The 23,071-nt window shown below is 42.9% G+C and carries 19 protein-coding genes, 1 rRNA gene, 1 riboswitch and 1 other annotated feature; of the genes, 12 read left to right on the top strand and 8 right to left on the bottom strand.

What is annotated here, in order from left to right:
* Nucleotides 1–261: 261 nt before the first annotated feature.
* The 8 genes from IEV18_RS12860 (at nucleotide 262) to ytkD (ending at nucleotide 8,099) form a co-directional block, all read left to right on the top strand.
* Complete coding sequence (locus IEV18_RS12860; RefSeq protein ID WP_188392794.1) at nucleotides 262–1,656, top strand: isochorismate synthase; 1,395 nt, start codon at nucleotides 262–264, stop codon at nucleotides 1,654–1,656.
* Between the two features lie 28 nt (nucleotides 1,657–1,684).
* On the top strand, nucleotides 1,685–3,433 hold the full coding sequence (menD, locus tag IEV18_RS12865) for a 2-succinyl-5-enolpyruvyl-6-hydroxy-3-cyclohexene-1-carboxylic-acid synthase (RefSeq protein WP_188392795.1): 1,749 nt from the start codon (nucleotides 1,685–1,687) through the stop codon (nucleotides 3,431–3,433).
* Nucleotides 3,434–3,437: 4 nt separating this feature from the next.
* Nucleotides 3,438–4,256 (top strand): 2-succinyl-6-hydroxy-2,4-cyclohexadiene-1-carboxylate synthase, encoded by an 819-nt coding sequence (gene menH / locus IEV18_RS12870; protein ID WP_188392796.1) that lies wholly within the window; start codon nucleotides 3,438–3,440, stop codon nucleotides 4,254–4,256.
* A 14-nt stretch (nucleotides 4,257–4,270) separates the two neighbouring features.
* A complete protein-coding gene (gene menB, locus IEV18_RS12875) occupies nucleotides 4,271–5,089 on the top strand; it encodes a 1,4-dihydroxy-2-naphthoyl-CoA synthase (protein ID WP_188392797.1) in 819 nt (272 codons plus the stop codon).
* Between the two features lie 65 nt (nucleotides 5,090–5,154).
* On the top strand, nucleotides 5,155–6,609 hold the full coding sequence (locus IEV18_RS12880; RefSeq protein ID WP_188392798.1) for an o-succinylbenzoate--CoA ligase: 1,455 nt from the start codon (nucleotides 5,155–5,157) through the stop codon (nucleotides 6,607–6,609).
* Between the two features lie 83 nt (nucleotides 6,610–6,692).
* Nucleotides 6,693–7,013 carry a hydrolase gene (locus IEV18_RS12885; protein ID WP_188392799.1) on the top strand — a complete coding sequence of 107 codons (321 nt, stop codon included), beginning with the start codon at nucleotides 6,693–6,695 and terminating at the stop codon, nucleotides 7,011–7,013.
* 53 nt (nucleotides 7,014–7,066) lie between these two features.
* Nucleotides 7,067–7,576 carry a hypothetical protein gene (locus IEV18_RS12890; RefSeq protein ID WP_188392800.1) on the top strand — a complete coding sequence of 170 codons (510 nt, stop codon included), beginning with the start codon at nucleotides 7,067–7,069 and terminating at the stop codon, nucleotides 7,574–7,576.
* Between the two features lie 28 nt (nucleotides 7,577–7,604).
* Nucleotides 7,605–8,099 (top strand): RNA deprotection pyrophosphohydrolase, encoded by a 495-nt coding sequence (gene ytkD / locus IEV18_RS12895; protein WP_188392801.1) that lies wholly within the window; start codon nucleotides 7,605–7,607, stop codon nucleotides 8,097–8,099.
* 105 nt (nucleotides 8,100–8,204) lie between these two features.
* On the opposite strand, the gene IEV18_RS12900 is transcribed toward ytkD, so the two are convergent.
* The 4 genes from IEV18_RS12900 to pckA all read right to left on the bottom strand — a co-directional run bounded on the left by IEV18_RS12900 (nucleotide 8,205) and on the right by pckA (nucleotide 12,553).
* Complete coding sequence (locus IEV18_RS12900; RefSeq protein WP_188392802.1) at nucleotides 8,205–9,005, bottom strand: ABC transporter permease; 801 nt, start codon at nucleotides 9,003–9,005, stop codon at nucleotides 8,205–8,207.
* On the bottom strand, nucleotides 9,002–9,790 hold the full coding sequence (locus tag IEV18_RS12905) for an ABC transporter ATP-binding protein (protein ID WP_188392812.1): 789 nt from the start codon (nucleotides 9,788–9,790) through the stop codon (nucleotides 9,002–9,004). Before IEV18_RS12905 ends, IEV18_RS12900 begins: the two co-directional genes overlap by 4 nt.
* Before the next feature lie 13 nt (nucleotides 9,791–9,803).
* Nucleotides 9,804–10,790 carry an ABC transporter substrate-binding protein gene (locus tag IEV18_RS12910; RefSeq protein WP_188392803.1) on the bottom strand — a complete coding sequence of 329 codons (987 nt, stop codon included), beginning with the start codon at nucleotides 10,788–10,790 and terminating at the stop codon, nucleotides 9,804–9,806.
* A gap of 176 nt (nucleotides 10,791–10,966) precedes the next feature.
* Entirely contained in the window at nucleotides 10,967–12,553 is a 1,587-nt protein-coding gene (gene pckA, locus IEV18_RS12915; protein ID WP_188392804.1) for a phosphoenolpyruvate carboxykinase (ATP), read from the bottom strand.
* A 336-nt stretch (nucleotides 12,554–12,889) separates the two neighbouring features.
* A riboswitch (SAM riboswitch) is annotated at nucleotides 12,890–12,996 on the top strand.
* 324 nt (nucleotides 12,997–13,320) lie between these two features.
* On the opposite strand from pckA, the gene metK reads away from it, so the two are divergent.
* Nucleotides 13,321–14,520, top strand: a complete 1,200-nt coding sequence (metK, locus tag IEV18_RS12920; RefSeq protein WP_188392805.1) for a methionine adenosyltransferase — start codon at nucleotides 13,321–13,323, stop codon at nucleotides 14,518–14,520.
* A gap of 141 nt (nucleotides 14,521–14,661) precedes the next feature.
* Complete coding sequence (asnB, locus tag IEV18_RS12925) at nucleotides 14,662–16,578, top strand: asparagine synthase (glutamine-hydrolyzing) (protein WP_188392806.1); 1,917 nt, start codon at nucleotides 14,662–14,664, stop codon at nucleotides 16,576–16,578.
* Between the two features lie 17 nt (nucleotides 16,579–16,595).
* Here asnB and IEV18_RS12930 read toward each other — a convergent pair whose 3' ends face one another.
* The 3 genes from IEV18_RS12930 to mnmM form a co-directional block, all read right to left on the bottom strand.
* Nucleotides 16,596–17,444, bottom strand: coding sequence for a C39 family peptidase (locus tag IEV18_RS12930; protein ID WP_188392807.1), 849 nt, complete (start codon nucleotides 17,442–17,444; stop codon nucleotides 16,596–16,598).
* A gap of 63 nt (nucleotides 17,445–17,507) precedes the next feature.
* On the bottom strand, nucleotides 17,508–18,023 hold the full coding sequence (locus IEV18_RS12935; protein ID WP_188392808.1) for a gamma carbonic anhydrase: 516 nt from the start codon (nucleotides 18,021–18,023) through the stop codon (nucleotides 17,508–17,510).
* Between the two features lie 52 nt (nucleotides 18,024–18,075).
* Nucleotides 18,076–18,630, bottom strand: coding sequence for a tRNA 5-(aminomethyl)-2-thiouridylate-methyltransferase MnmM (gene mnmM, locus IEV18_RS12940; protein WP_188392809.1), 555 nt, complete (start codon nucleotides 18,628–18,630; stop codon nucleotides 18,076–18,078).
* Between the two features lie 110 nt (nucleotides 18,631–18,740).
* Nucleotides 18,741–18,954, top strand: a binding site (T-box leader).
* 85 nt (nucleotides 18,955–19,039) lie between these two features.
* Here mnmM and leuS point away from each other — a divergent pair.
* Nucleotides 19,040–21,451: a leucine--tRNA ligase gene (gene leuS, locus IEV18_RS12945; protein WP_188392810.1), complete on the top strand. Its 2,412-nt coding sequence runs from the start codon at nucleotides 19,040–19,042 to the stop codon at nucleotides 21,449–21,451.
* A gap of 42 nt (nucleotides 21,452–21,493) precedes the next feature.
* Here the strand turns inward: leuS and IEV18_RS12950 are convergent, their stop codons facing one another.
* Nucleotides 21,494–22,243 carry a YybI family spore inner coat protein gene (locus IEV18_RS12950; RefSeq protein ID WP_188392811.1) on the bottom strand — a complete coding sequence of 250 codons (750 nt, stop codon included), beginning with the start codon at nucleotides 22,241–22,243 and terminating at the stop codon, nucleotides 21,494–21,496.
* Between the two features lie 430 nt (nucleotides 22,244–22,673).
* Here IEV18_RS12950 and IEV18_RS12955 point away from each other — a divergent pair.
* Nucleotides 22,674–23,071, top strand: a 16S ribosomal RNA gene (locus IEV18_RS12955); the annotation flags it as partial.

Below are 23,071 nucleotides of genomic sequence, written 5' to 3' on the forward strand. Positions count from 1 at the left end.
CCATTTTGGATCCATAGAGAGAAAAACAGGCATCCAAAAGTGCTCTTTTGCACCAAATTTTCGGATGCCTGTTTTTGTTTCAAAGTCAAGCTTTATTTTTGGGTAAACTTAAAGCCCCATTTGCAACAAGGATGAAACAAATACGTGCAAACAATGAAAATATTTTATTATTTAATAGGAGATAACGGCTTTTCTTGAGAATCACAGGAAAAGAGCATAAAATGAGTATGGATAATTGTCACAATACGGAGGGTAACACAAATGGTACTCATAACAGAAGAACAAGTTGAAACAATACTGACAAATGCATTGCAGCAAAGTCAAAGGAATAATCAGCTCGTCAGTTATACAAAAAAAATTGATCCAATTTCTCCCCTTCATTTTTTTAATCAGACAAAAAAGCTTGGAAAATCCCGGTTATTTTGGGCCAGTTCAGATAGAGAATTAGTTCTTGTTGCGGTTGGAAATCTTGTGAATATTACTCCGACCGAATCCCGGTTTTCGAAAACGAAGAAACAGTGGGAACAATTGCTGAATCAATTTATAATCCATAATCCGTATAGTGTATCAGGAACAGGTGTTGTAGCCATAGGCGGAATGTGTTTTGATCCAAAAAAACCGAAAACGCCTTTATGGCAACATTACAATGACAGCGATATGACGATTCCCGAATTGCTGCTGACGACAAACAGCGGCCAATGCTATTTAACTGTGAATTTGAAAATCACGAAAGATACGCTTCTTGAGGAACTGATTGCACAAATTAAACAGTGGGAGGAAATGTTAGTCCATTCAGACCCGGAAGAAACCTTAGAGCCGTTAACGATTGAAAAGAAAATTGAAAAGGAAGCAGATTATTGGAAGAAATCGGTCGTTAAAGCTACGGAAGAAATACGAAAGGGCACTGCAGAGAAAATCGTTTTGGCAAGGGAAATGCGTTTACAGTTTAACCGGAACGTGGCAATCGGAAATATTATCGAAAATCTGCTGGAAACCCAGCCAAACAGCTATGTTTTTGCTTTTGAAAAAGGGCAGGACTGTTTTCTTGGAGCGACACCGGAACGGCTCGTCAAGGTGGAAAAAGATCTGTTATTATCCACATGTCTTGCGGGTACAGCTCCGAGGGGAAAAACAGAAGAAGAGGACAGAAATATTGCCTATCATCTGCTTCACGATGAAAAAAATTTGCAGGAACACGATTTTGTCGTGCAAATGATTCGGGAAGCAATTTCGGATTATTGTTTCGATGTGGATATCCCGGAAGGGCCGGTCATCTATCCGTTAAAAAATTTGCAGCACTTATATACTCCGGTCACAGCGAAGTTAAAACGGGGCTACAGTATTTTTGACATTGTACGCGAACTGCATCCTACACCTGCATTGGGCGGCTCGCCAAAAGAAGCTTCCATGGCCTTTATCCGAGAATATGAACGGATGGACCGAGGGTGGTACGGTGCTCCGATTGGCTGGGTTGACAGCAATGAACATGGGGAATTTGCTGTCGCAATCCGTTCAGCCCTCGTTCAGCAAAAGGAAGCATCTTTGTTTGCCGGGTGTGGTGTTGTGGAACATTCTAATCCGGATATGGAATATGAGGAAACGAATATTAAATTCATGCCGATGCTGCACGTTTTTGAACAAGGAAAAGGGGAATAAAATTCGTTTCCCTTCTAGGAGGATAACAATGAATCATACAGAAAGATTAACGAGATATACTGCGAATTTTGTCGATGAATTGGCAAGGAGAGGGATTACTGACGTTGTCATTTCCCCTGGCTCCCGCTCGACCCCATTAGCGATGATGTTTACCGAACATCCTTCCATAAAGGAATGGGTCATCATCGATGAACGTTCGGCAGCGTTTTTTGCCCTGGGTATTGCAAAACAGTCGAGAAGGGCGGTTGCCATCGTTTGTACTTCAGGAACTGCTGCGGCCAATTATTTTCCGGCTGTAGTCGAGGCATATCATAGTCGGGTGCCATTAATCGTTCTGACAGCAGACAGACCCCACGAACTCCGGGACATTGGTGCGCCGCAAGCCATTGATCAAATTAAATTATTTGGCGGGTTCGTGAAATGGTATCACGAAATGGCGCTGCCGGAAGCTTCAGCAACTATGCTCACGTATGCACGAAATCGGGCAGCTCAGGCAGTGCACAATGCGATGGAGGAAAATCAGGGTCCTGTTCACCTTAATTTGCCTTTTCGCGAGCCGCTCACTCCGGACTTCACTTTGGACCATCTATGGGATCCGATCGGTGAGAAGAGGATGGAACAGAGGATAACATCGTTCCAAGGGAAAAAGCAGCTTTCGGAGGGCGCCATTTCGCTGCTACTTCGTCGGCTCAAAGAATACAAAAAAGGGGTCATTGTTTGCGGACCGCAGACGGATCCAGAATTTAAAGAGGCGGTAACCGCTTTAGCCGAGCAGTGGCAAATCCCTGTACTGGCAGATCCGTTATCCCAAGTCCGTTGCGGCAGCCACGGGAAGAGTGTTGTCATTGAAGGTTACGATGCCTTTTTGCGGCATAAAGAAATTAGAAAAAGGCTCATTCCGGACTTTATCCTTCGCTTTGGTGCCATGCCTGTTTCCAAACCGTATTTATTTTATGTTCAGGCACACGGCGATGCTGCACAGTTCGTCGTCGAAAACGAAACTGGATACCGGGATCCTGCAGGAAACCGGACCGAATTTATTTATGCCGATGCCGCAGGACTATGCCGTGATTTATTACGAGAAGGAAAAGAATTAACTTTTGATTCTGAATGGCTCCAACAATGGCAATGGATGAACGAGGTAGCGCAAAAACATTTATGGTCCGGCAGAGAGGAACGAGTTACCGAAGGAGAAGCCATCCGGGCATTAGTTGAAGCGACGCCGGATGATTCTTGCATTTTCGCTGCGAACAGCATGCCAATTCGGGACGTGGATACTTTTTTAAAAACGACAGATAAAAAGATAGAAATCTTGGCAAACCGCGGTGTAAACGGTATCGATGGTTTGCTTTCCACTGGAATGGGGGCAGCTGTCTCCGGCAAACCGGTGACAATCGTTGCCGGCGATTTATCCTTTTTCCATGATATGAACGGACTGTTTATCGCCAAGCGTTATCAGTTAAATGTAACTATTTTGCTGATTAATAATAACGGCGGAGGAATTTTCTCCTTTTTGCCGCAGGCGTCAGAGGCAAAACATTTTGAAGCTTTATTTGGAACGCCGCTCGATATCGACTTTCGCCACGCTGTGTTTATGTATGGCGGAAAGTATGCTTCTGCCCAGACAGAGTCGGAAGTCAAACAGCTCCTTGAAGAGAGTTATAAAGAAGAAGGGCTGCACGTGATTGAAGTTCGGACAAACCGGGAAGAAAATGCGTCCTGGCACCGGAAAAAATGGAATGCAGTGACGGCAGAAATTTTAGAGAATTGGGGATGATTCTTTGTATTACACCATCGGTGACGCAACTTACTGGTACGAAGTCCATGGAGAAGGCATTCCCCTCGTTTTGCTCCATGGCTTTACAGGAAGTTCGGCAACTTGGCGCCCGCTTATTCCGTATTTTGCTAATACTTTTCAAGTAATTGCCGTTGATTTGCCGGGCCATGGGAAAACCCGCTGCACGACACCGAGGGATATGGAAACCGTCGGGGAAGATTTGGCATCGTTATGCCGGTTTCTCGGAATCGATTCCTTCCATCTTCTTGGGTATTCTATGGGAGGGAGGGCGGCATTATCCTTTGCCATCCGCCATCCGGAGATGATCCGTTCCCTTATCCTCGAAAGTGCTTCTCCGGGATTGAGAGAGGAAGAGGAAAGGAAACAGCGAAGAAAAAACGATGAAGCGTTGGCAGAAAAAATTATCCAGGGCGGAATAGAGGAATTTGTCAATGAATGGGAAAACATTCCCCTGTTTCAATCCCAGAAGAAGCTGCCGGCAGAAGTAAGGGAGCGGATACGGCGGGAACGTCTCGAGCAGGATGCTTACGGGCTGGCTATGTCCTTAAAATATATGGGAACAGGCAAACAGCCTTCCTACTGGGAACAATTATCCCGATTTGCCAAACCGGTGCTGCTTATATGCGGAGAAGAGGACAAAAAATTCGTTCAACTGAATGAAAAGATGAACACACTTTTTCCTTTCAGCAAGCTGAAAATTTGCGAAAAGGCAGGACATGCAATTCACGTGGAAAATCCGGATATATTTGGTAAACTAGTTACAGAGTTTATTTTTGAAAAGGAAGCAAAGAGTATTACATAATGAGGAGGAAAATGATGACTGTACAATGGCAAAAGGTTAGGGAATATGAAGAAATTATTTATGAAAAATACAATGGAATTGCGAAAGTAACGATAAATCGTCCGGAAAAGCGGAATGCTTTCACCCCGTTAACGGTAAATGAAATGATTGATGCATTTGCTGATGCCCGGGATGATTCGGAAATTGGTGTAATTATTCTTACTGGTGCCGGCGAAAAGGCATTTTGTTCCGGCGGTGACCAATCGGTACGGGGGCACGGAGGATATGTAGGCAGCGACAATATTCCCCGCTTAAATGTACTTGATTTGCAGCGGCTCATCCGGACTATACCAAAGCCGGTCATTGCCATGGTCGCTGGATATGCGATTGGCGGCGGCCACGTATTGCATGTCGTTTGTGACTTGACGATTGCTGCGGATAATGCAATCTTCGGCCAAACAGGACCTAAGGTGGGAAGCTTTGACGCCGGCTACGGAGCAGGATACCTTGCCCGGCTCGTCGGCCATAAGCGGGCCCGGGAAATTTGGTATTTATGCCGCCAATACAATGCGGAGGAAGCCTATGAAATGGGATTGGTAAATAAAGTAGTGCCGCTGGACAAGCTGGAAGAAGAAACTTTGCAATGGTGTGAAGAAATTTTAGAAAAATCACCAACTGCTTTACGATTCCTGAAAGCTTCCTTTAATGCAGATACGGACGGTCTTGCTGGATTGCAGCAGCTTGGCGGAGACGCTACGTTGCTTTATTACACTACGGATGAGGCGAAAGAAGGCCGCGACGCATTTAAAGAGAAGAGAAAACCAAACTTTAAAAAATTCCCTCGCTTTCCGTGATGACAAAAACCTTTGCTTATCGGCAAAGGTTTTCCTTTTCTACAACGAACGAAGAAGGTGAAAAAATGGGTGAGATAATTCCCCACTGGCTGACAAAACAAGCGGAACTTTCTCCAAACCGGATCGCTATCGAGTGGGAAGATGGGAGAAGGGTAACGTTTCACCAATTAAAGACTAGAAGCCAGCAGCTGGCAAGAAAACTGGCAAATAGCGGAGTAAAGAAAGGCAGTCATGTCGCCATCCTTTCCCCAAATTCGATGGAAATGATTACAGCAATCCATGCTTTAAGTTACCTTGGCGCAGTCATCGTCTTATTAAATATTCGTTTAACGGCGGAAGAATTGAATTTTCAGGTGAAAGATGCAGAAGTTTCCCATTTACTGACGGACGACTCCATGCTGGAAACTGGGCAAAAATTAAACGTAAATGTCATTACATCTTTTACAATGGCGGAAAAAAGTGCGGAAAAAGACGTGGCATTACAAGAAGAAATTAATTTGGATGATCCCTTTACGATCATGTATACTTCCGGCACGACCGGGTTTCCAAAAGGAGTGGTCCATACCTACGGCAACCATTGGTGGAGCGCCATCAGCTCGGCGCTGAATTTGGGGCTAAATCAGGCAGACAAATGGCTCATTCCCCTCCCGCTATTTCACGTGAGCGGATTATCCACCTTATTAAAGGGGATCATTTACGGCATGCCCGTCTATCTTTTTGTGAAATTTGACGAACGGCGTGTTCATGAAGCAATAATGACAAAAGGAATTACGATTATTTCCGTTGTTGCCGTCATGCTGCAAAGATGGCTGCATATAATGGAAGAAGGAGAGCGGCCGGACAAGCTGCGTTGTGCTTTGCTCGGCGGCGGACCGGCTCCAAAAAGTTTATTGGAAAAGGCAAAAAAACGAAACATTCCTGTTTTTCAATCGTATGGAATGACAGAAACTTCTTCGCAAATTGCCACTTTAAGTCCGACGGATGCTTTAAGAAAACTCGGTTCTGCCGGGAAGCCGCTCTTTCCGGCCCAGCTGCGAATTGACAAAAAAGATAATGAAAAGATTGGCGAAATCGTTGTTAAAGGACCAATGGTGACGAAAGGGTATTATAACCGGGATGATGCCAACCGGGACGCCTTCACCGACGGCTGGCTGAAAACCGGAGATCTTGGATATCTCGACGAAGACGGTTATTTATACGTCGTCGACCGAAGGAAAGATTTAATTATTTCCGGAGGCGAAAATATCTATCCGTCGGAAATTGAAGGTGTCCTGTCCGGCATGGAACAGGTTAAGGAAGTAGGCGTTGCCGGAAAAGGTGATCCCGATTGGGGACAAGTTCCTGTAGCTTTTGTAGTCCCAAGAGGGAAAATTGCCAAGGAAGAAATCTATCGCTTTTTGCAGCAAAAATTAGCGAAATACAAATGGCCGAAAGAAATTTATTTCGTTGATGCATTGCCGCGGAATGCAGCCAACAAATTAGTCCGGCACAAACTATTGGACCTTATGGACCAAACATAATATCGGGCACATTCGCTCAGCTGGCAATTCCTGCCGTATAGATTCCATGCACCAAGCCACATTATGATTAGGAGGTATGATGCATGGAAAAAAAGAAATATTATATTAGCATAGGAACTGGCGAAATTTCGGAAGTGAAATACGGCAATAATGATGAGTTTGTCGTTTACGCAACGATGGAAGAGATACGCCAGCTGAGACAATTGTTAAATGGAATGGATCAAGCGGATTTTGGCACCTATGTCCGGGCCCATTTTCCTTTCGTTCCTTACCATAAGGATGAGGAAAATGATCAATATGATGAAAAATTAACAGAAGCCTATAAAATGATTCATCAGTTAGGCGATGAAACGACGAAAAGGCATATTGAAAGTATCGGGATATTAGACGACGATCCGCTGTAAATTCTTTTTATCCACAACGAATTGTGCCCGAAAGTATATAGGGGGGTTGTTGAATGCGCAAAATAGCTGTTCTTCTGGGAACGATCGGCTGTATTTGTTTGTTTGCTATCCTTTTTTGGAGCAATACGTCTATTGATGGCACATCAGTGACCGCTCCGCAAAAGGCAAATGCAGGAAACATTCCAGAGCTAAGTCATGAACAAATTGTATCGACGCTTGGCGAATTTATGGAGATTTTAGTGCAGGAAACAGATGAACATGGAATTGTTCTCCGTATCGATAACCTGGAAGACTTATATCAGGCCTTTGATGCATTAGCAGCGAGGGAAGTTGTACAGCCTTACGTTGAATACTATTATACTGAGACAGAAGAAGGTCTTTATTTATTGCCGACAGAAACACCCCCGTGGTTTATTCCGGAAAATGAATATGACATACAGACATCCGGAAATAAAGTAACCATCACCCAGCAAAATACTACCGATTTGTACGGAACGTATACGATAGAGATAGAGTTTACATTTGACGGTTCTCAATGGAAAATTACAAAGATAACCCATTGACAATCATAGATAGAAAAGGCAGTGAACTATGAAGACATTTAAAGATTATTACAATAATGAAGTTACATTTTCTTTTGCAGACCATCCTTTTTCCGATGACCCGAAACATGTTTGGGTCATATGCTGTTGGCAAGGGAAATGGCTTTTAACAAACCATAAAGACCGGGGATTGGAATTTCCCGGCGGTAAAGTGGAACAAGGGGAAACCCCGCTGGAAGCGGCGAAACGGGAAGTTATGGAAGAGACAGGGGCAACCGTAAAAGAAATTTCATATATCGGTCAATATATCGTGAAGGGGAAGAGTGATACGGTCATAAAAAATGTGTACTACGCCATCATTGACCGAATCGAGAAACAGAATGATTATTTTGAAACAAACGGCCCTGTCATTCTGAATACGTTGCCGGAAAATATAAAAGAACACCGGAAATTCAGTTTTATTATGAAGGACGACGTCTTAACGAACAGTCTGGAATATATTTCCAACTATTTCGGCAAGCAAAAAGCCAGGAACAATTTATAGTCTGCAAGAATAGCGCGGTACTAATTAAAGTGCCGCGCTATATTTTTTTAGCAACACCAAAAGGACATTTCAGCTTCCGCTTGAAATGTCCTTTTGGGACAAAATTTATTTTGTATGTTTAATCAGCCAGGCTTCAATTTTTTCCACTACTTTGTACATCATGGCTGCCAGGAGGGCAATGATTACTAAGCTGGACATGACGAGGGTGAAATCGAAGACTTGAAAGCCGTAAATGATTAAATAGCCTAAACCTTCCTTCGATACGAGATATTCCCCGACAATAACCCCAACCCAAGAAAGTCCGACATTGACCTTAAGGGTGGAAATCATCGTCGGCAAGGTTGCAGGAAAAATTGCTTCTTTAAAACATTGCCATCTCGTTGCACCAAAACTTTTCAATACTTTAAGGTAATTGGGATCTACTTCATTGTAAGCAGAATAAACCGTTAATGTAGTGATAATGACGGAAACGAGTACACCCATCATAATAATGGAAGTATATCCGGGTCCGAAGGCGACAATAATCATCGGACCTAGGGCAACTTTTGGCATGGCATTCAATACGACGAGATACGGGTCCATTATCTTGGAAAAACGGGTAAAGGACCATAATAAGGTTGCCACAATGACTCCGCCAATTGTTCCGATTAAAAAACCTAAAATCGTTTCAAATAAAGTGACAGACAGATGGGGGACCATCGTTCCGGCGGCAAAGCGTTCGAGTAACGATTGAAATATGCGGGAAGGGGAGCTGAATAATAACGGATCCACCCAGTACAGGCGGCTGGCTGCTTCCCAAATCAGGAAGAAGGCGATAATAATGGATATTTGCCATACATGAATTATTCGTTTTTCCCGTTTTAGATTTTGATGATACTGCTCAAATAGCTGACGGTCTGTTTTCATATGACACCCACCTTGCCTGTTTCTTCCCTTTTATCCAATTCCTCCCATATTTCATCAAATAAGATTTGGTATTGTGGATGTTTCCGCACATCTAACGGGGTTTCTTCCCGCAATTCTTTCGGTACGGAAAATATTTTGGCAAGACTTCCAGGACCTTTGTTCATTAACAATATCCGGTCGCTCATTGCAATTGCTTCGCCGATATCATGGGTCACGAGAATTGCCGTTTTATTGTAAGTTTTTAAAATGGTGCCAACTAAATCTTCCAGCTTTAATTTCGTTTGATAATCAAGGGCGGAAAACGGTTCATCCAGCAGCAAAATTTTCGGGTCATTAATTAGGGTGCGGACAAGTGCGGCCCGCTGCCGCATACCCCCGGAAAGAGAAGGAGGGTACTGGTTTTCCACATTTTGCAGACCGACTTCTTGCAGGAGTTCAAGGGCTGCTTTTTTATAAGAATCTGTATTTTTCCGGTTAATTTTGGGACCGAGCAAAATATTATTCATTATCGTTTTCCACGGGAATAAATAATCTTGCTGCAGCATGTAACCAATGGCCAATTTTGAATCTTTGATCGGCTTACCTTCCAAATATACATTTCCTTGCGTGTTTTTTATAATCCCTGCAATAATCGATAGTATGGTAGATTTCCCGCACCCGCTCGGTCCGAGGATGGACACGAATTCCCCTTCATCGACGGAGAATGAAATATTGTCAATTGCTTTTGTATATCCTTCCTTTGAAAAATAATGGTGGGTTACATGTTCTAACGTCAGGAAATTCACCATTCTTCTCTCCTTAGTTTTCGATGACTTGTTCTGCAAAATCAGTGTTAACTAAATCCTCATACGGAACATCTTCTGGCAATTCCCCAGCCTCATCCATTATCGCTTTTAAATTCTCCCATTCTTCTTTATCTAAAATCGGATCCGACGCAAAGGAACCTTGATTTTTATACCGTTCGATAGATGATGCTAACAACTCTACATCGGTATCTTCGAAAAATGGCTGGACGATTTCGGCAATGGTCATGGCGTCCTGTTCTTGAACCCACTGCTGGGCTTTGTAAATCGCCTTCGTAAATTTCATCACCGTTTCCTCTTCATCATCGAGAAAACTTTGTTTTGTCATAAAAACAGTGTAGGGAACGGTACCGGACTCTTCTCCGAATGAAGCGACGATATGTCCTGTACCTTCTAATTCAAATACACTTGCTGTTGGTTCAAATAATTGGACAAATTCATAGTCTCCCGATGCAAAAGCGCTAGGTATATTGGCAAAATCAACACTTTGGTCTAATTCCAAGTCTTGATGCGGGTCAATTCCATGTTTTTTCAGCACAAATTCACCGACCATTTGCGGCATGCCGCCAACGCGCTGGCCTAAAAACTTGCTTCCTCGCACATCATCCCAGGTAAAATCGGGAATTTCCTCTTTTGCTACGAGGAATGTTCCGTCAGTTTGCGTTAGCTGGGCAAAGTTAATCGCGTAATCCTTAGAATCTTGTGCATACACGTAAATTGATGTTTCTGCTCCAACGAGCGCAATATCTGCACCGCCTGAGAGTAACGTCGTCATCGTTGTATCTCCGCCCCAGGTCGTCTGCAAGTCTACTTCTAAACCTTCTTCCTCAAAGAAGCCATGTTCGATTGCAACGTACATTGGAGTATAGAAGACGGAACGGGTGACCTCTGCTAACGTAATTTTCGTTTTTGCACCCGAACTGCATGCGGATAGTACGATGAAAAAGGATATTAGCAATAAGCTCAAATACCTTACTTTCATAATGCTGCTCCCTCCTTATGTTCAAGACAGTTTATGCGATAGAAAAAAATGTGTGAATGCCTAGATGACAAGGTTTGGTGGAAACATTTTTATTACGGAAGCACAAAAAAAAGCTAATCTCATATACGAGATTAGCTTCGTTTATTGTAAATCCATTGGGATGAGGATTGTTAGATTTACCCTTTAAAGGCAGGGCCTGCAGCCTTAATTCTTTCTGGTGCATCATGGAATTTCTTGAAGTTTTCATGAAACTTCAATGCGAGCTCTTTCGCTGTTTTGTCATAAGCTTCCTTATCTTCCCAAGTGTTCTTCGGTATTAATACTTCGTCAGGAACACCAGGAATGTGAAGCGGAATCTCTAATCCGAAAAATTCATCTTTTACCGTTTCCACATTGTTCAGTTCGCCTTCCAGAGCGGAATGAATCATCGCCCGAGTATAGGAAAGCTTCATCCGGTTTCCGACGCCGTACGGTCCGCCGGTCCATCCGGTATTCACCAGGAAGACTTTCGCATCGTACTGATCAATTTTTTCCCCAAGCATTTCTGCATATTTCGCCGGCGCCAGCGGCAGGAAAGGCGCTCCGAAACAGGCGGAGAAAGTTGCTTCCGGCTTGGTCACTCCCCGCTCCGTACCTGCAAGTTTGCTAGTATAGCCGCTTAAGAAATGGTACATTGCCTGTTCTTTCGATAATTTGCTGATTGGCGGCAGTACGCCGGAGGCATCGGCTGTAAGGAAAATTATTGTATTCGGATGACCGGCAATGCTAGGCTGGACAATGTTATCGATATTTTCCAGCGGATAGGCAGCACGGGTATTTTCCGTTAAGGAAGTATCATCGTAATCCGGTTCCCTCGTATTGTCGTCTAAAATCACGTTTTCCAATACGGAACCAAAGCGAATCGCATTATAAATTTGCGGCTCCTTCTCCTTGGATAGGTTAATACATTTTGCGTAGCATCCGCCTTCAATGTTAAAGACCCCGTTTGGTCCCCAGCCGTGTTCATCGTCACCAATAAGCCGGCGGTACGGGTCAGCAGAAAGGGTCGTTTTGCCCGTTCCGGATAAGCCGAAGAACAGAGCTACGTCTCCCTCTTGGCCGACGTTGGCAGAGCAGTGCATGGACAATACGTTTTGCTTCGGCAGCAAGTAGTTCATAATGGAAAAAATGCTCTTTTTGATCTCACCAGCGTATTCGGTTCCGCCGATAAGAATAATCCGTTTTTTAAAGGAAATGATAATAAAAGTCTCCGAATTAGTCCCGTCAACCGCCGGATCTGCTTTAAAGTTTGGCGCAGATAAAATCGTAAATTCCGGCTGGTGGTTTTTTAATTCCTCTTCCGTCGGAGGGATAAATAATTGACGGGAGAATAAATTATGCCAAGCGTATTCGTTAATGACCTGGATTGGCAGGCGATATTTTTCGTCGGCTCCAGCGAAGCCTTTGAAGGAAAATAGCTCATCTTTTTCTTTTAAATAATGGATAACTTTTTCTAATAACTGATTAAAATATTTTTCCTCGATCGGTTGATTCACTGAACCCCAATCGATATCTTTTTCGGTTATTTCATCTTTTACAATAAACTTGTCTTTTGGTGAACGGCCTGTATATTTACCAGTTGTAGCGCGGATCGCTCCTGTTTCGGATAAAACGGCCTCGCTACGTGCTAATATTTTTTCAACTAAAGAAGGTACAGATAAATTTTCATGTAATACATCGTGTTCATAAAGATCCTTCAAGAATGACTTTTCCATCATTTTCATTTTCGTTCCTTCTCCTACCTTTTAAATCATATTTGAGTAAAGCGTGTTCATTTGTCAATGAACGTTGGATTACATGAATAAACCAATCAATCTTTTATTAGTATAACACATTTAGGATATTAGTCCATACTAATTCCGGAATTTATTTAAAATTGCCGATTGGGACTTCCGTGAACTTTCGAAAAAGTATAGACTGTTTCCATTATTCTATTTTAACATAAATCATTCTGGGATAAAAATATTCCTCTTGAGCAAGCAGCATCCGTCGTTCTCTTATTCAGCAATTATATGATTGACAGATACCTGTTGTTTCGTTACGATTATTTTGAACGGAAACTCTTATTCAGAGTTGGTGGAGGGACGGTCCCGATGAAGCCCAGCAACCTCACGCAAGTGAAAAGGTGCTAACCTGATGCAAGGATTACTTCCTTGAACAATAAGAGTGAAAGGTACCGTATGTCCTTTCCTCATGGTGGGAAAGGCTTTTTTGCTTTTATCCGCTTATATTTGTTTCACCTGTCAGGATAAAAGCGACCCAGCGGGGAAGGTAACAGTTTCTTGCTGATTGGAAATTCACTTAATCGGGTTTAGAAATATCTATCGTTATAGAATGCAGCATTTTCATTGGATTAGTTTTACTTTACTTAAACAACGGATTAAGGATGAAGGCTTCTCCAATGAATTGCCGATATGGATGGCTTGATATCCATCATATCTTCTCTTTAACGTAAGAGTTCCGTAACATCATTAAAGGAGAGAACAGCCTTATGGCAATCACTCGTCGTCTATTTACTTCGGAATCGGTAACAGAAGGTCATCCGGATAAAATGTCTGATCAAATTTCCGATGCAATCTTGGATGAAATTTTGCGAAAGGACCCCCACGCCCGGGTTGCTTGCGAAACAACCGTAACGACAGGTTTAGTTTTAGTAGCCGGTGAGATTACGACAAGCACGTATGTGGATATTCCGGCGATTGTACGGAATACGGTAAAAGAAATCGGCTATACGAGGGCGAAATATGGCTTTGATGCAGATACATGTGCAGTATTAACGGCAATCGATGAACAGTCTCCGGACATCGCCATGGGAGTTGATGTTGCTTTAGAATCCCGAACCGGCCAAATGAAAGATGAGGCAATAGCTGCCATTGGTGCCGGGGATCAAGGATTAATGTTTGGTTTTGCCTGTGACGAAACGGAAGAATTAATGCCGTTGCCGATTTCATTAGCCCACAAATTGGCGAAACGGTTAGCAGATGTAAGGAAAAACAACGAACTGGACTACTTGCGTCCGGACGGAAAAACACAAGTGACGGTGGAATATGACGAGAATATGGTCCCGGTTCGGGTCGATACCATCGTAATTTCCGCACAGCACCATCCGGAAATTTCCCAGGAACAAATTCGAAAAGATCTGATTGAATATGTCATTCAACCGATTGTTCCGGGGCATTTGCTCGATGACAGGACGAAATACTTTATTAATCCGACTGGCCGGTTTGTTATCGGCGGACCTCAAGGGGACGTTGGCTTAACGGGAAGGAAAATTATCGTCGATACGTATGGAGGATACGCCCGTCACGGCGGCGGCGCTTTCAGCGGAAAAGATTCAACGAAAGTGGACCGTTCTGCTGCATACGCCGCAAGATACGTGGCAAAAAATATCGTTGCCGCAGGCCTGGCAAAATCTTGTGAAGTGCAGCTTGCCTATGCCATTGGGGTAGCTGAGCCGGTCTCCATTTCCATTAATACTTTTGGAACAGGAACGGTACCGGAAGAAACGTTGGTCCATGCGACGAAGGAAATTTTCGATTTGCGTCCGGCGGGGATTATACAAATGCTTGATTTGCGCAAGCCAATATTTAAACAGACGGCTGCTTACGGCCATTTTGGCAGGACGGATGTAGATTTCCCATGGGAAAAAACGGACAAAGTGGATGCGCTTTTGGCAAAAGTGAAAAACTGATGTTTTAATCAGTGATTCAAGGGAAAACTGTCAGTACAGACTACTGGCAGTTTTATATTTTTAAAAGAGCAGTTTGTTATGCTTTTATGTTATAATTATAGAGGTTTTTTTATATTTTAATCGTAGAGCGAGGGTAACAAAATGTGTGGTTTTATTGGAATCGTTTATAATCAGTCAATAGATGTCAATGAAAAAGATAAAGACCTATTAGTCGAACAAAATAATATAATTACCCATCGTGGTCCGGATGATGAAGGATATTATATTGATGAAAATGTTTCCTTTGGTTTTCGCCGTTTAAGCATTATTGACGTAAAAAGCGGCAAACAGCCATTAAGTTATAATGATGAAAAAATTTGGCTTGTCTTTAACGGGGAAATCTATAACTATGTGGAATTGCGTGAACAATTGCTGAACGAAGGATACACCTTCTCCACGGATTCAGATACGGAAGTTATTGCGGCGATGTTTATGAAGCATAAAGAACAAGCCTTTCAATATTTGCGGGGAATGTTCTCCATCTTAATTTGGGATAAAGAAGAAAAGACTTTTTATGGGGCAAGAGACCCTTTCGGTATTAAGCCATTATTTTATTATGAATTTGAAGACGGGATTGCCTTCAGTTCGGAGAAAAAAAGTTTGACGTTAATGCTGGAAAAGGAAGAAGTTAATCCCGAAGCATTGCAGCATTACTTGAGTTTCCAATACGTTCCTGAGCCATTTACATTAACAAAAAGCATTAAAAAAGCGGAACCTGGTCATTACTTTGTGAAAAAGCAAGGGGAGCCGCTTGAGTTTACCCGTTATTTTCATGCACGGTTTAATCCGGTCCTCAGAGAGAAGCAAGATTGGATACAAAAAATCCGGGACGTCTTGTACGATTCGGTTCAGGTTCATATGCGCAGTGATGTGCCGGTTGGATCCTTTCTTTCCGGGGGAATAGATTCTTCTCTGATTGTTTCGATTGCAAAGGAATTTAATCCGGATATTAAAACTTTTTCCGTCGGTTTTGAACGGGAAGGATTTTCTGAAATTGACGTGGCGAAAGAAACAGCGGATAAGCTGAATGTTGAAAATATAGCCTATATTATTTCTCCGGAAGAATATGTTGAAAAACTTCCGAAAATTATGTGGCATATGGATGACCCGCTTGCCGATCCATCTTGTGTTCCATTATATTTTGTGTCGAGAGAGGCACGAAAACATGTCACTGTTGTTCTATCCGGTGAAGGATCGGATGAACTGTTTGGCGGCTATAATATTTATCGCGAACCGGAATCGTTAAAAATTTTCCAGTCGATACCGGCTCCAGCCAGAGAACTGCTCGCTAAAGTTGCCAGTGCATTGCCGGAAGGAGTAAAAGGGAAAAGCTTCTTGGAGCGAGGGACTACGCCATTAAGAGAGCGGTATATCGGAAATGCAAAAATGTTTGAAAATGATGAGAAACGAAGCATTTTGAAACAGTATGATGAAAAGATCACTTACCAGAATATTACCGGCCCGCTGTTCGATAATGTGCAAGATGAAGATCTTGTTCACCAAATGCAGTATGTCGATATCCATACGTGGATGCGAGGAGACATTTTATTAAAGGCTGACCGTGTAACGATGGCAAATTCTTTGGAATTGCGGGTGCCTTTCTTAGATAAGGAAGTGTTCCGCGTTGCCAGTGAAATTCCGGTCAATTTAAAAATCGCTAACGGGACAACGAAGAGTATATTGCGGGAAGCAGCCCGCGGCATTGTTCCTGACCATGTTTTAGATCGGAAAAAGCTCGGATTCCCTGTGCCAATTCGGCATTGGCTGAAAAAGGAATTAAACGGGTGGGCGAAGCAATTAATAAAGGAAAGCGAAACCGATTATTTATTGAACAAGCAATATGTTGTTGATTTGCTTGAAGCCCATTGTCAGGACAGGGGAGACTATAGCAGAAAAATTTGGACATTGCTCATGTTCATGCTATGGCATCAAATTTTTATCGAAAAAAAGTATGACGTTGATGAATTAAAAAAGCTGGAAATGGACATGGAACAGGAGAATAAAGGGGTCTACGTATAATAAAAAACAGGCAATCACTATTTGGATATAGTGATTGCCTGTTTTCCCATTTGTTCCCAAGCTGCTTTAAAGTCTTCATAGGGAGCCTTTGTTGCAAGATGCAACGGATCGTTAAAATAAATATAATCCTGGTCATACCCGGTAATTAGTACCGAATGCTCTTTCCGTGTTATTTCGATTGGCCCGGATGGGGTATGCCACGTTGTAAACATATGGTCAGGCAGTTCTTTGTAAGTTGAATTAATAATAACCCAAACCGGCTGGCCATTATTTAAATGATGAATAATTTCATTAAAGCTGCCGCCAGAAAAGTCAATTACCTGGTCCCCGAAATATTCTCTTGCTAAATCGGCAATTGGTCCGTGGTAAACGCCAAGTCCGGGATTTGCGAACGAATACATGTCACCGACAAACCCGTCATAAGGGTTGCCGAAATGAATTTCCCCATTAATCCGCTGATAAGGGGTCGTATCCCGTTTGACTTTTTCCGCAAGCTCCATTTTATCCACATTTTCTCCAAAATATTGCATCAGCATCGCTAAAGTTGTCACTTCACATCCCCGGGGAAGTTCAGGCAATTGGCTGATGGAAGGCGCCTCAATGTATACTGCCTCTCGAATCGCTGTTTTGGAGATTTCCTTTTGGGGCGGCGTATAGTTTTTCGTTTGCAGCAATCCCCCTGCTGTTTTTTGAATTGTCGGCCAATGTTCGGATATTAAAATGCCGGCAATGGCAAAAGCCGTAAGAGTAAATAACAAACCATACACGACAAAGGATTTTTTAATCCATGGAATCGTAAATTTTGCACTAAGCCATAACGAGAGTATGGCGATTAAAATAGTAAGAAACAAAAGGATCATGTCCATGTTTTTCCCTCATTATCTATTACTCTATTGTTTATATCGGAGGAAAAACAAAAAGTTAAACGATTACCGGCTAAGATTCTCTTTGTAATATTTTCCTTTTTCTACGTAAGACTTGCGGACTCTTTCCATTTCTTTATAATCCTCTTCTGTCAAGGTGCGGACTACTTTTGCCGGACGGCCCATAACGAGCGTATGAGGAGGAACCTTTTTTCCTGGAGGCACTAAACTTCCTGCGCCAACAAAGGCGTTTTCCCCGATTTCTGCACCGTCAAGAATAAGCGCACCCATTCCAATTAACGCCTTTTTCCTTATTACGGCAGAATGCAGCATCACTTGATGTCCAATCGTCACGTCATCTTCAATAATCAATGGCTTATTCGGGCTTTGATGCAGCATGGACTGGTCTTGAATGTTTACCCGTTTGCCGATTCTCGTTGGTGCCACATCCCCGCGAATGACCGTCTGAAACCAGACACTCGATTCCTCGTCAATCGTGACATCTCCGACGATGATCGCATCATGGGCAACATAGACGGAAGGATGGATGTCAGGTGATTTTCCTTTATATTCCCGGATCATACGTAATTCCCCCTAAAAATTTATTTATTTAAAAGATAAGTTAATACAGCTTTTACTTCTTTTGAATTGCTAACAAAAAGGGCGGATGATTCACCTGGTTAATAAAGCGATATTGGAGTACAGAAAATTTTTTCTGATCGAGTGCCATGCAATAATTCAAAACGGCTTCCTTTTCTTCTTTTCCCCCTTCATGGCCGTGGTAAACGACAATTACAACTAATTTATTCTTTTTTAGCCTGTTCAATATTGCATCAATGGCCGCAATGGTGGTGTCCGGTTTCGTAATAATTCTTTTGTCGCTTCTCGGCAAATATCCGAGGTTAAAGATAGCACCGCCAATTTCGTTATGTACGTATTTTTCCACATGTTCATGGCTGTCGTGAATCAGCGACACATTGGATTTGCCGTGTTTGGTTAGAAGAGCTTTTGTTTCCTGGTGCGCCTGTTCCTGAATGTCAAAGGCGAAAACATGTCCATCATCGCCAACCGTCTTACTTAGAAATAGCGTATCATTGCCGTTTCCGCAAGTGGCATCGATGACAGTTTCACCTCTTTCTACGGACTCTTCCAGCAATTGATGGGCAAATTGTAATATCCCTTTTAGCATCATTGAACCCCTTATCCTTTTTTTTGCATATTAGTATATCACATTTCATGTATAAGCTCGCTAAGTATTGACAAAGATAGTACTATTTCTTATAATTTCGATATAATAAGTCAACGACGATGCGAAGGAATAGTAGTAAATTTTTTCATGCATAGAGAGACAGTGGCTGGTGGAAACTGTCCATGGAAAATTTATGAACTCGCCTTCAAGTTGCAGGTGCGAATTTCAGTAGTTCCTGCCGCATATCTGCGTTACAGATTTAAGTGAACGCACTTAGCGTTAATTTGGGTGGTACCGCGGGAATAAAAGCTTCTCGTCCCTTGTAGGGATGAGTGGCTTTTTTTAATACTCGTAAAATGATTATTTTCAGGTTATGTACCCGAGAATTACATTAAAGGAGGAAATGGGTATGAGTTATGATCACCGTCAAATCGAGAAAAAGTGGCAAACATATTGGCTGGAAAATAAAACGTTTAAAACAGATACGTATTCGGACAAGAAGAAATTTTATGCATTAGACATGTTCCCGTATCCGTCCGGCGCCGGACTCCATGTCGGACATCCGGAAGGCTACACGGCTACAGACATACTGTCCCGCATGAAGCGGATGCAAGGGTATGAAGTGTTGCACCCGATGGGGTGGGATGCATTCGGATTGCCGGCAGAGCAATACGCCCTCGATACCGGCAATGATCCGGCGGAATTTACGAAAAAGAACATTGCTACGTTTAAACGGCAAATTCAGGAGCTAGGTTTTTCCTATGACTGGGACCGGGAAATCAGCACGACTGACCCGGAATATTACAAATGGACACAATGGATTTTCATTAAGCTGTATGAACACGGATTGGCCTATATTGACGAGGTGCCGGTGAACTGGTGTCCGGCGCTGGGCACGGTTCTTGCCAATGAAGAAGTTATTGACGGAAAAAGCGAACGGGGCGGACATCCGGTAATCCGCAAACCGATGCGCCAATGGATGTTAAAAATTACAGCCTATGCCGACCGTTTATTGGAAGACTTGGAAGAACTGGATTGGCCGGAAAGCATTAAAGAAATGCAGCGGAATTGGATCGGGCGGTCGGAAGGAGCAGAAGTAATCTTTACGATTGACGGTTATGACGATTCCTTCAAAGTATTTACAACCCGGCCGGATACGCTGTTCGGCGCCACGTATGCGGTGCTTGCACCGGAACATCCGTTAGTGCAAAAAATCGTAACGCCAGAACAAAAAGCGGCAGTAGATAAATATTTAGAAGAAGTGCAAACGAAATCGGACTTGCAGCGTACAGAGTTAAATAAGGAAAAAACCGGTGTCTTTACAGGAGCATATGCAATTAATCCGGTAAACAACAAAAAAATTCCGATTTGGGTAGCGGATTACGTATTAATGTCCTATGGTTCTGGTGCAATTATGGCAGTGCCGGCCCACGACGAGCGCGACTATGAATTTGCGACGAAATTTAATTTGCCGATTGTGGAAGTAGTAGAAGGCGGGGATATTTCCAAGGAAGCCTATACCGGCGACGGCCCGCATGTCAACTCGGACTTTCTGAACGGCCTAGGAAAAGACGAAGCGATTTCCCGGATGATTGATTGGCTGGAAGAAAACGGGAAAGGTGAAAGAAAGGTTACCTACCGTCTCCGTGACTGGCTATTTTCCCGTCAGCGCTATTGGGGAGAGCCTATCCCGATTATTCATTGGGAAGACGGTACGATGACGACCGTTCCGGAAGAAGAATTGCCGCTTCGTTTGCCGAAAATGGATAAAATTGAGCCTTCAGGCACTGGGGAATCTCCGCTTGCCAATAGTGACTGGATTCATGTCGTTGATCCGAAAACCGGCAAGAAAGGCCGCCGGGAGACGAATACAATGCCGCAATGGGCAGGCAGCTGCTGGTACTTCTTGCGGTTTATTGATCCGAAAAACCCGGAAAGACTTGCAGACTGGGATGCATTAAAACGATGGATGCCGGTTGATATTTATATTGGCGGTGCAGAACATGCCGTACTGCATTTGCTTTATGCCCGGTTCTGGCATAAATTCCTTTATGACATTGGCGTTGTTCCGACAAAAGATCCGTTCCAAAAACTATTCAACCAAGGGATGATTCTTGGCGAAAATAACGAAAAAATGAGCAAGTCAAAAGGAAATGTAGTAAACCCGGACGAAATTGTAGCATCCCATGGAGCCGATACATTAAGATTGTATGAAATGTTTATGGGGCCGCTGGATGCATCGGTTGCCTGGTCAACGAACGGATTGGACGGTGCGAGACGATTCCTCGACCGAGTATGGCGGTTATTCGTGAATGAAGACGGCACCTTATCCGAGAAAATCGTCGACCAGCCAAACCCAGAATTGGATAAAGTTTATCATGAAACAGTGAAGAAAGTTACCGAAGACTTTGAAAATCTTCATTTCAATACAGGAATTTCTCAGCTGATGGTATTTATTAATGAAGGGTATAAAGCAGACATATTGCCAAAAGAATATGTAGAAGGCTTTGTGAAGCTATTGTCCCCGGTTGCCCCGCATATTTGCGAAGAACTGTGGGAAAAACTTGGGCACAAAAAAACCATTAGCTATGAGCCATGGCCAACTTATGACGAAGCAAAGTTAGTCGAAAACGAAGTGGAAATCGTTCTTCAAGTTATGGGGAAAGTCCGCTCAAAAATCAATGTGCCAAAAGATATATCCAAGGAAGAGCTGGAAAAATTAGCTTTAGAGGACTCTGTCATGCAAAAATGGCTGGAAGGAAAAACAATCCGCAAAGTTATCGTTGTTCCTGGCAAGTTAGTAAATGTTGTTGCAAATTAATAGCGAAGCCCAGAAATGCATCGTTGCATTTTCTGGGCTTATTTATTTTTTGGAGCTGTTTTTCCATTCGGTTTGCAGGGCAATCCATTTCCCATTCTCGTAATACCATAATGTTTCAATCGTACCTAACCGGTCGGCAGGAGAAACACCGCTAATATGTTTATAGCTTTTTAATCCGTATCCTTTTCTGTCACTTAAATAGACAGGCTCGAAAAGAGCAATTCGATCAATCATAACTGAATTGGGGGACTTTATGACTTTTCCTCGTTTGTTATAAATGCCAAGCTGCACATAATCGATATCCCGGTCTTTCAATGAAAGGATTATTGGTTTGTCATGTGGGGAAAGATTTATTCGAACTTTATATCCATCCATAAACTCCCCTGTCACGTACGGCTGATTCGGCAGCGGGATAGGCTCTTTCTTATTATTGGCAAATGTAAATAATTCGTATTGGTACAGTCCGCGACTGTCATCTGCAGGACTTTGATAAAATACGTCTTTTATCCGATCATGGTTCAAATCGACAAACTGAATTGCCGGTTCATATCCGCCGCCAAAATGTACTTCCATATTACTATTATTGGCAGTCTGTATTTCTGTCCAGATCCGGTGATAATAATTTCCCCCATTGGAAAACAGTTCTCCTCTTAATAAAATATGGTCCTCTAATCCATCGCCTGTTATATCTTCTTCATATGTATGCAGCACGTCACCTTTACGGTTTCCTTCAGCATGGCTAATAAAAGGGATGAAAAGCAGCAAGATTAGAAACAAGAAGAAATTTTTCATTTTATTACTCCTTAGCCGTTATTAGTCTATTCTTTGTAATATTTTGCGGGCTATTCCATATAATTTATATTGGATATCATGCTTGTATCAGTTTTGGGAAAAACTTCCAACCGTATTGCCTTGACTTTAAGTGTGAAATCACGTAAGATATATCTTGCGCTTGAGAAAACGACAAAAAATTTATTTTTCTCTATAGACAAGCGCAGATTAACCTGATACAATATGTATCCCGTTGTTGAACAGGAATCAAAAAAACTGTTGACAACGAAAACTGAAGATGATATTATATAAAAGTTGCTAACGAGAAAGCATCAAATGATTTGCTCTTTGAAAACTGAACAAAACAACCTGTGCAGAGGGAAGAAGCAATGCTTCAATCCCCTGAAAAGAAACGCTAAGATAAATGAACGTTGTTCATTTAAACAAACTTTTTTTGGAGAGTTTGATCTTGGCTCAGGACGAACGCTGGCGGCGTGCCTAATACATGCAAGTCGAGCGGACAGAAGTTGGATGCCAGAGGTCAGAAGCTTGGACTTCTCGAGGAAGTTTGATTGTTCATCTATGAAGATGACTTTCATCTTACTTCCGGCTTCCGGCATCCGACTTCTGTTAGCGGCGGACGGGTGAGTAACACGTGGGCAACCTGCCTGTAAGACCGGGATAACTTGCGGAAACGTGAGCTAATACCGGATAATGATTTCTGCCGCATGACAGAAATCTGAAAGACGGCGCAAGCTGTCACTTACAGATGGGCCCGCGGCGCATTAGCTAGTTGGTGGGGTAACGGCCTACCAAGGCGACGATGCGTAGCCGACCTGAGAGGGTGAT

The organism is Compostibacillus humi (assembly GCF_014637175.1).
GTDB classification, from domain to species: domain Bacteria; phylum Bacillota; class Bacilli; order Bacillales; family Amphibacillaceae; genus Oceanobacillus; species Oceanobacillus humi.

Bases quoted from the DNA above. Each gene is read 5' to 3' on its own strand.
- IEV18_RS12860 (WP_188392794.1), top strand. From the start codon at position 262: ATGGTACTCATAACAGAAGAACAAGTTGAAACAATACTGACAAATGCA.
- menD (WP_188392795.1), top strand. From the start codon at position 1,685: ATGAATCATACAGAAAGATTAACGAGATATACTGCGAATTTTGTCGAT.
- menB (WP_188392797.1), top strand. From the start codon at position 4,271: ATGACTGTACAATGGCAAAAGGTTAGGGAATATGAAGAAATTATTTAT.
- IEV18_RS12880 (WP_188392798.1), top strand. From the start codon at position 5,155: ATGGGTGAGATAATTCCCCACTGGCTGACAAAACAAGCGGAACTTTCT.
- IEV18_RS12885 (WP_188392799.1), top strand. From the start codon at position 6,693: ATGGAAAAAAAGAAATATTATATTAGCATAGGAACTGGCGAAATTTCG.
- IEV18_RS12890 (WP_188392800.1), top strand. From the start codon at position 7,067: ATGCGCAAAATAGCTGTTCTTCTGGGAACGATCGGCTGTATTTGTTTG.
- ytkD (WP_188392801.1), top strand. From the start codon at position 7,605: ATGAAGACATTTAAAGATTATTACAATAATGAAGTTACATTTTCTTTT.
- IEV18_RS12900 (WP_188392802.1), bottom strand. From the start codon at position 9,005: ATGAAAACAGACCGTCAGCTATTTGAGCAGTATCATCAAAATCTAAAA.
- IEV18_RS12910 (WP_188392803.1), bottom strand. From the start codon at position 10,790: ATGAAAGTAAGGTATTTGAGCTTATTGCTAATATCCTTTTTCATCGTA.
- pckA (WP_188392804.1), bottom strand. From the start codon at position 12,553: ATGAAAATGATGGAAAAGTCATTCTTGAAGGATCTTTATGAACACGAT.
- metK (WP_188392805.1), top strand. From the start codon at position 13,321: ATGGCAATCACTCGTCGTCTATTTACTTCGGAATCGGTAACAGAAGGT.
- asnB (WP_188392806.1), top strand. From the start codon at position 14,662: ATGTGTGGTTTTATTGGAATCGTTTATAATCAGTCAATAGATGTCAAT.
- IEV18_RS12930 (WP_188392807.1), bottom strand. From the start codon at position 17,444: ATGGACATGATCCTTTTGTTTCTTACTATTTTAATCGCCATACTCTCG.
- IEV18_RS12935 (WP_188392808.1), bottom strand. From the start codon at position 18,023: ATGATCCGGGAATATAAAGGAAAATCACCTGACATCCATCCTTCCGTC.
- mnmM (WP_188392809.1), bottom strand. From the start codon at position 18,630: ATGCTAAAAGGGATATTACAATTTGCCCATCAATTGCTGGAAGAGTCC.
- leuS (WP_188392810.1), top strand. From the start codon at position 19,040: ATGAGTTATGATCACCGTCAAATCGAGAAAAAGTGGCAAACATATTGG.
- IEV18_RS12950 (WP_188392811.1), bottom strand. From the start codon at position 22,243: ATGAAAAATTTCTTCTTGTTTCTAATCTTGCTGCTTTTCATCCCTTTT.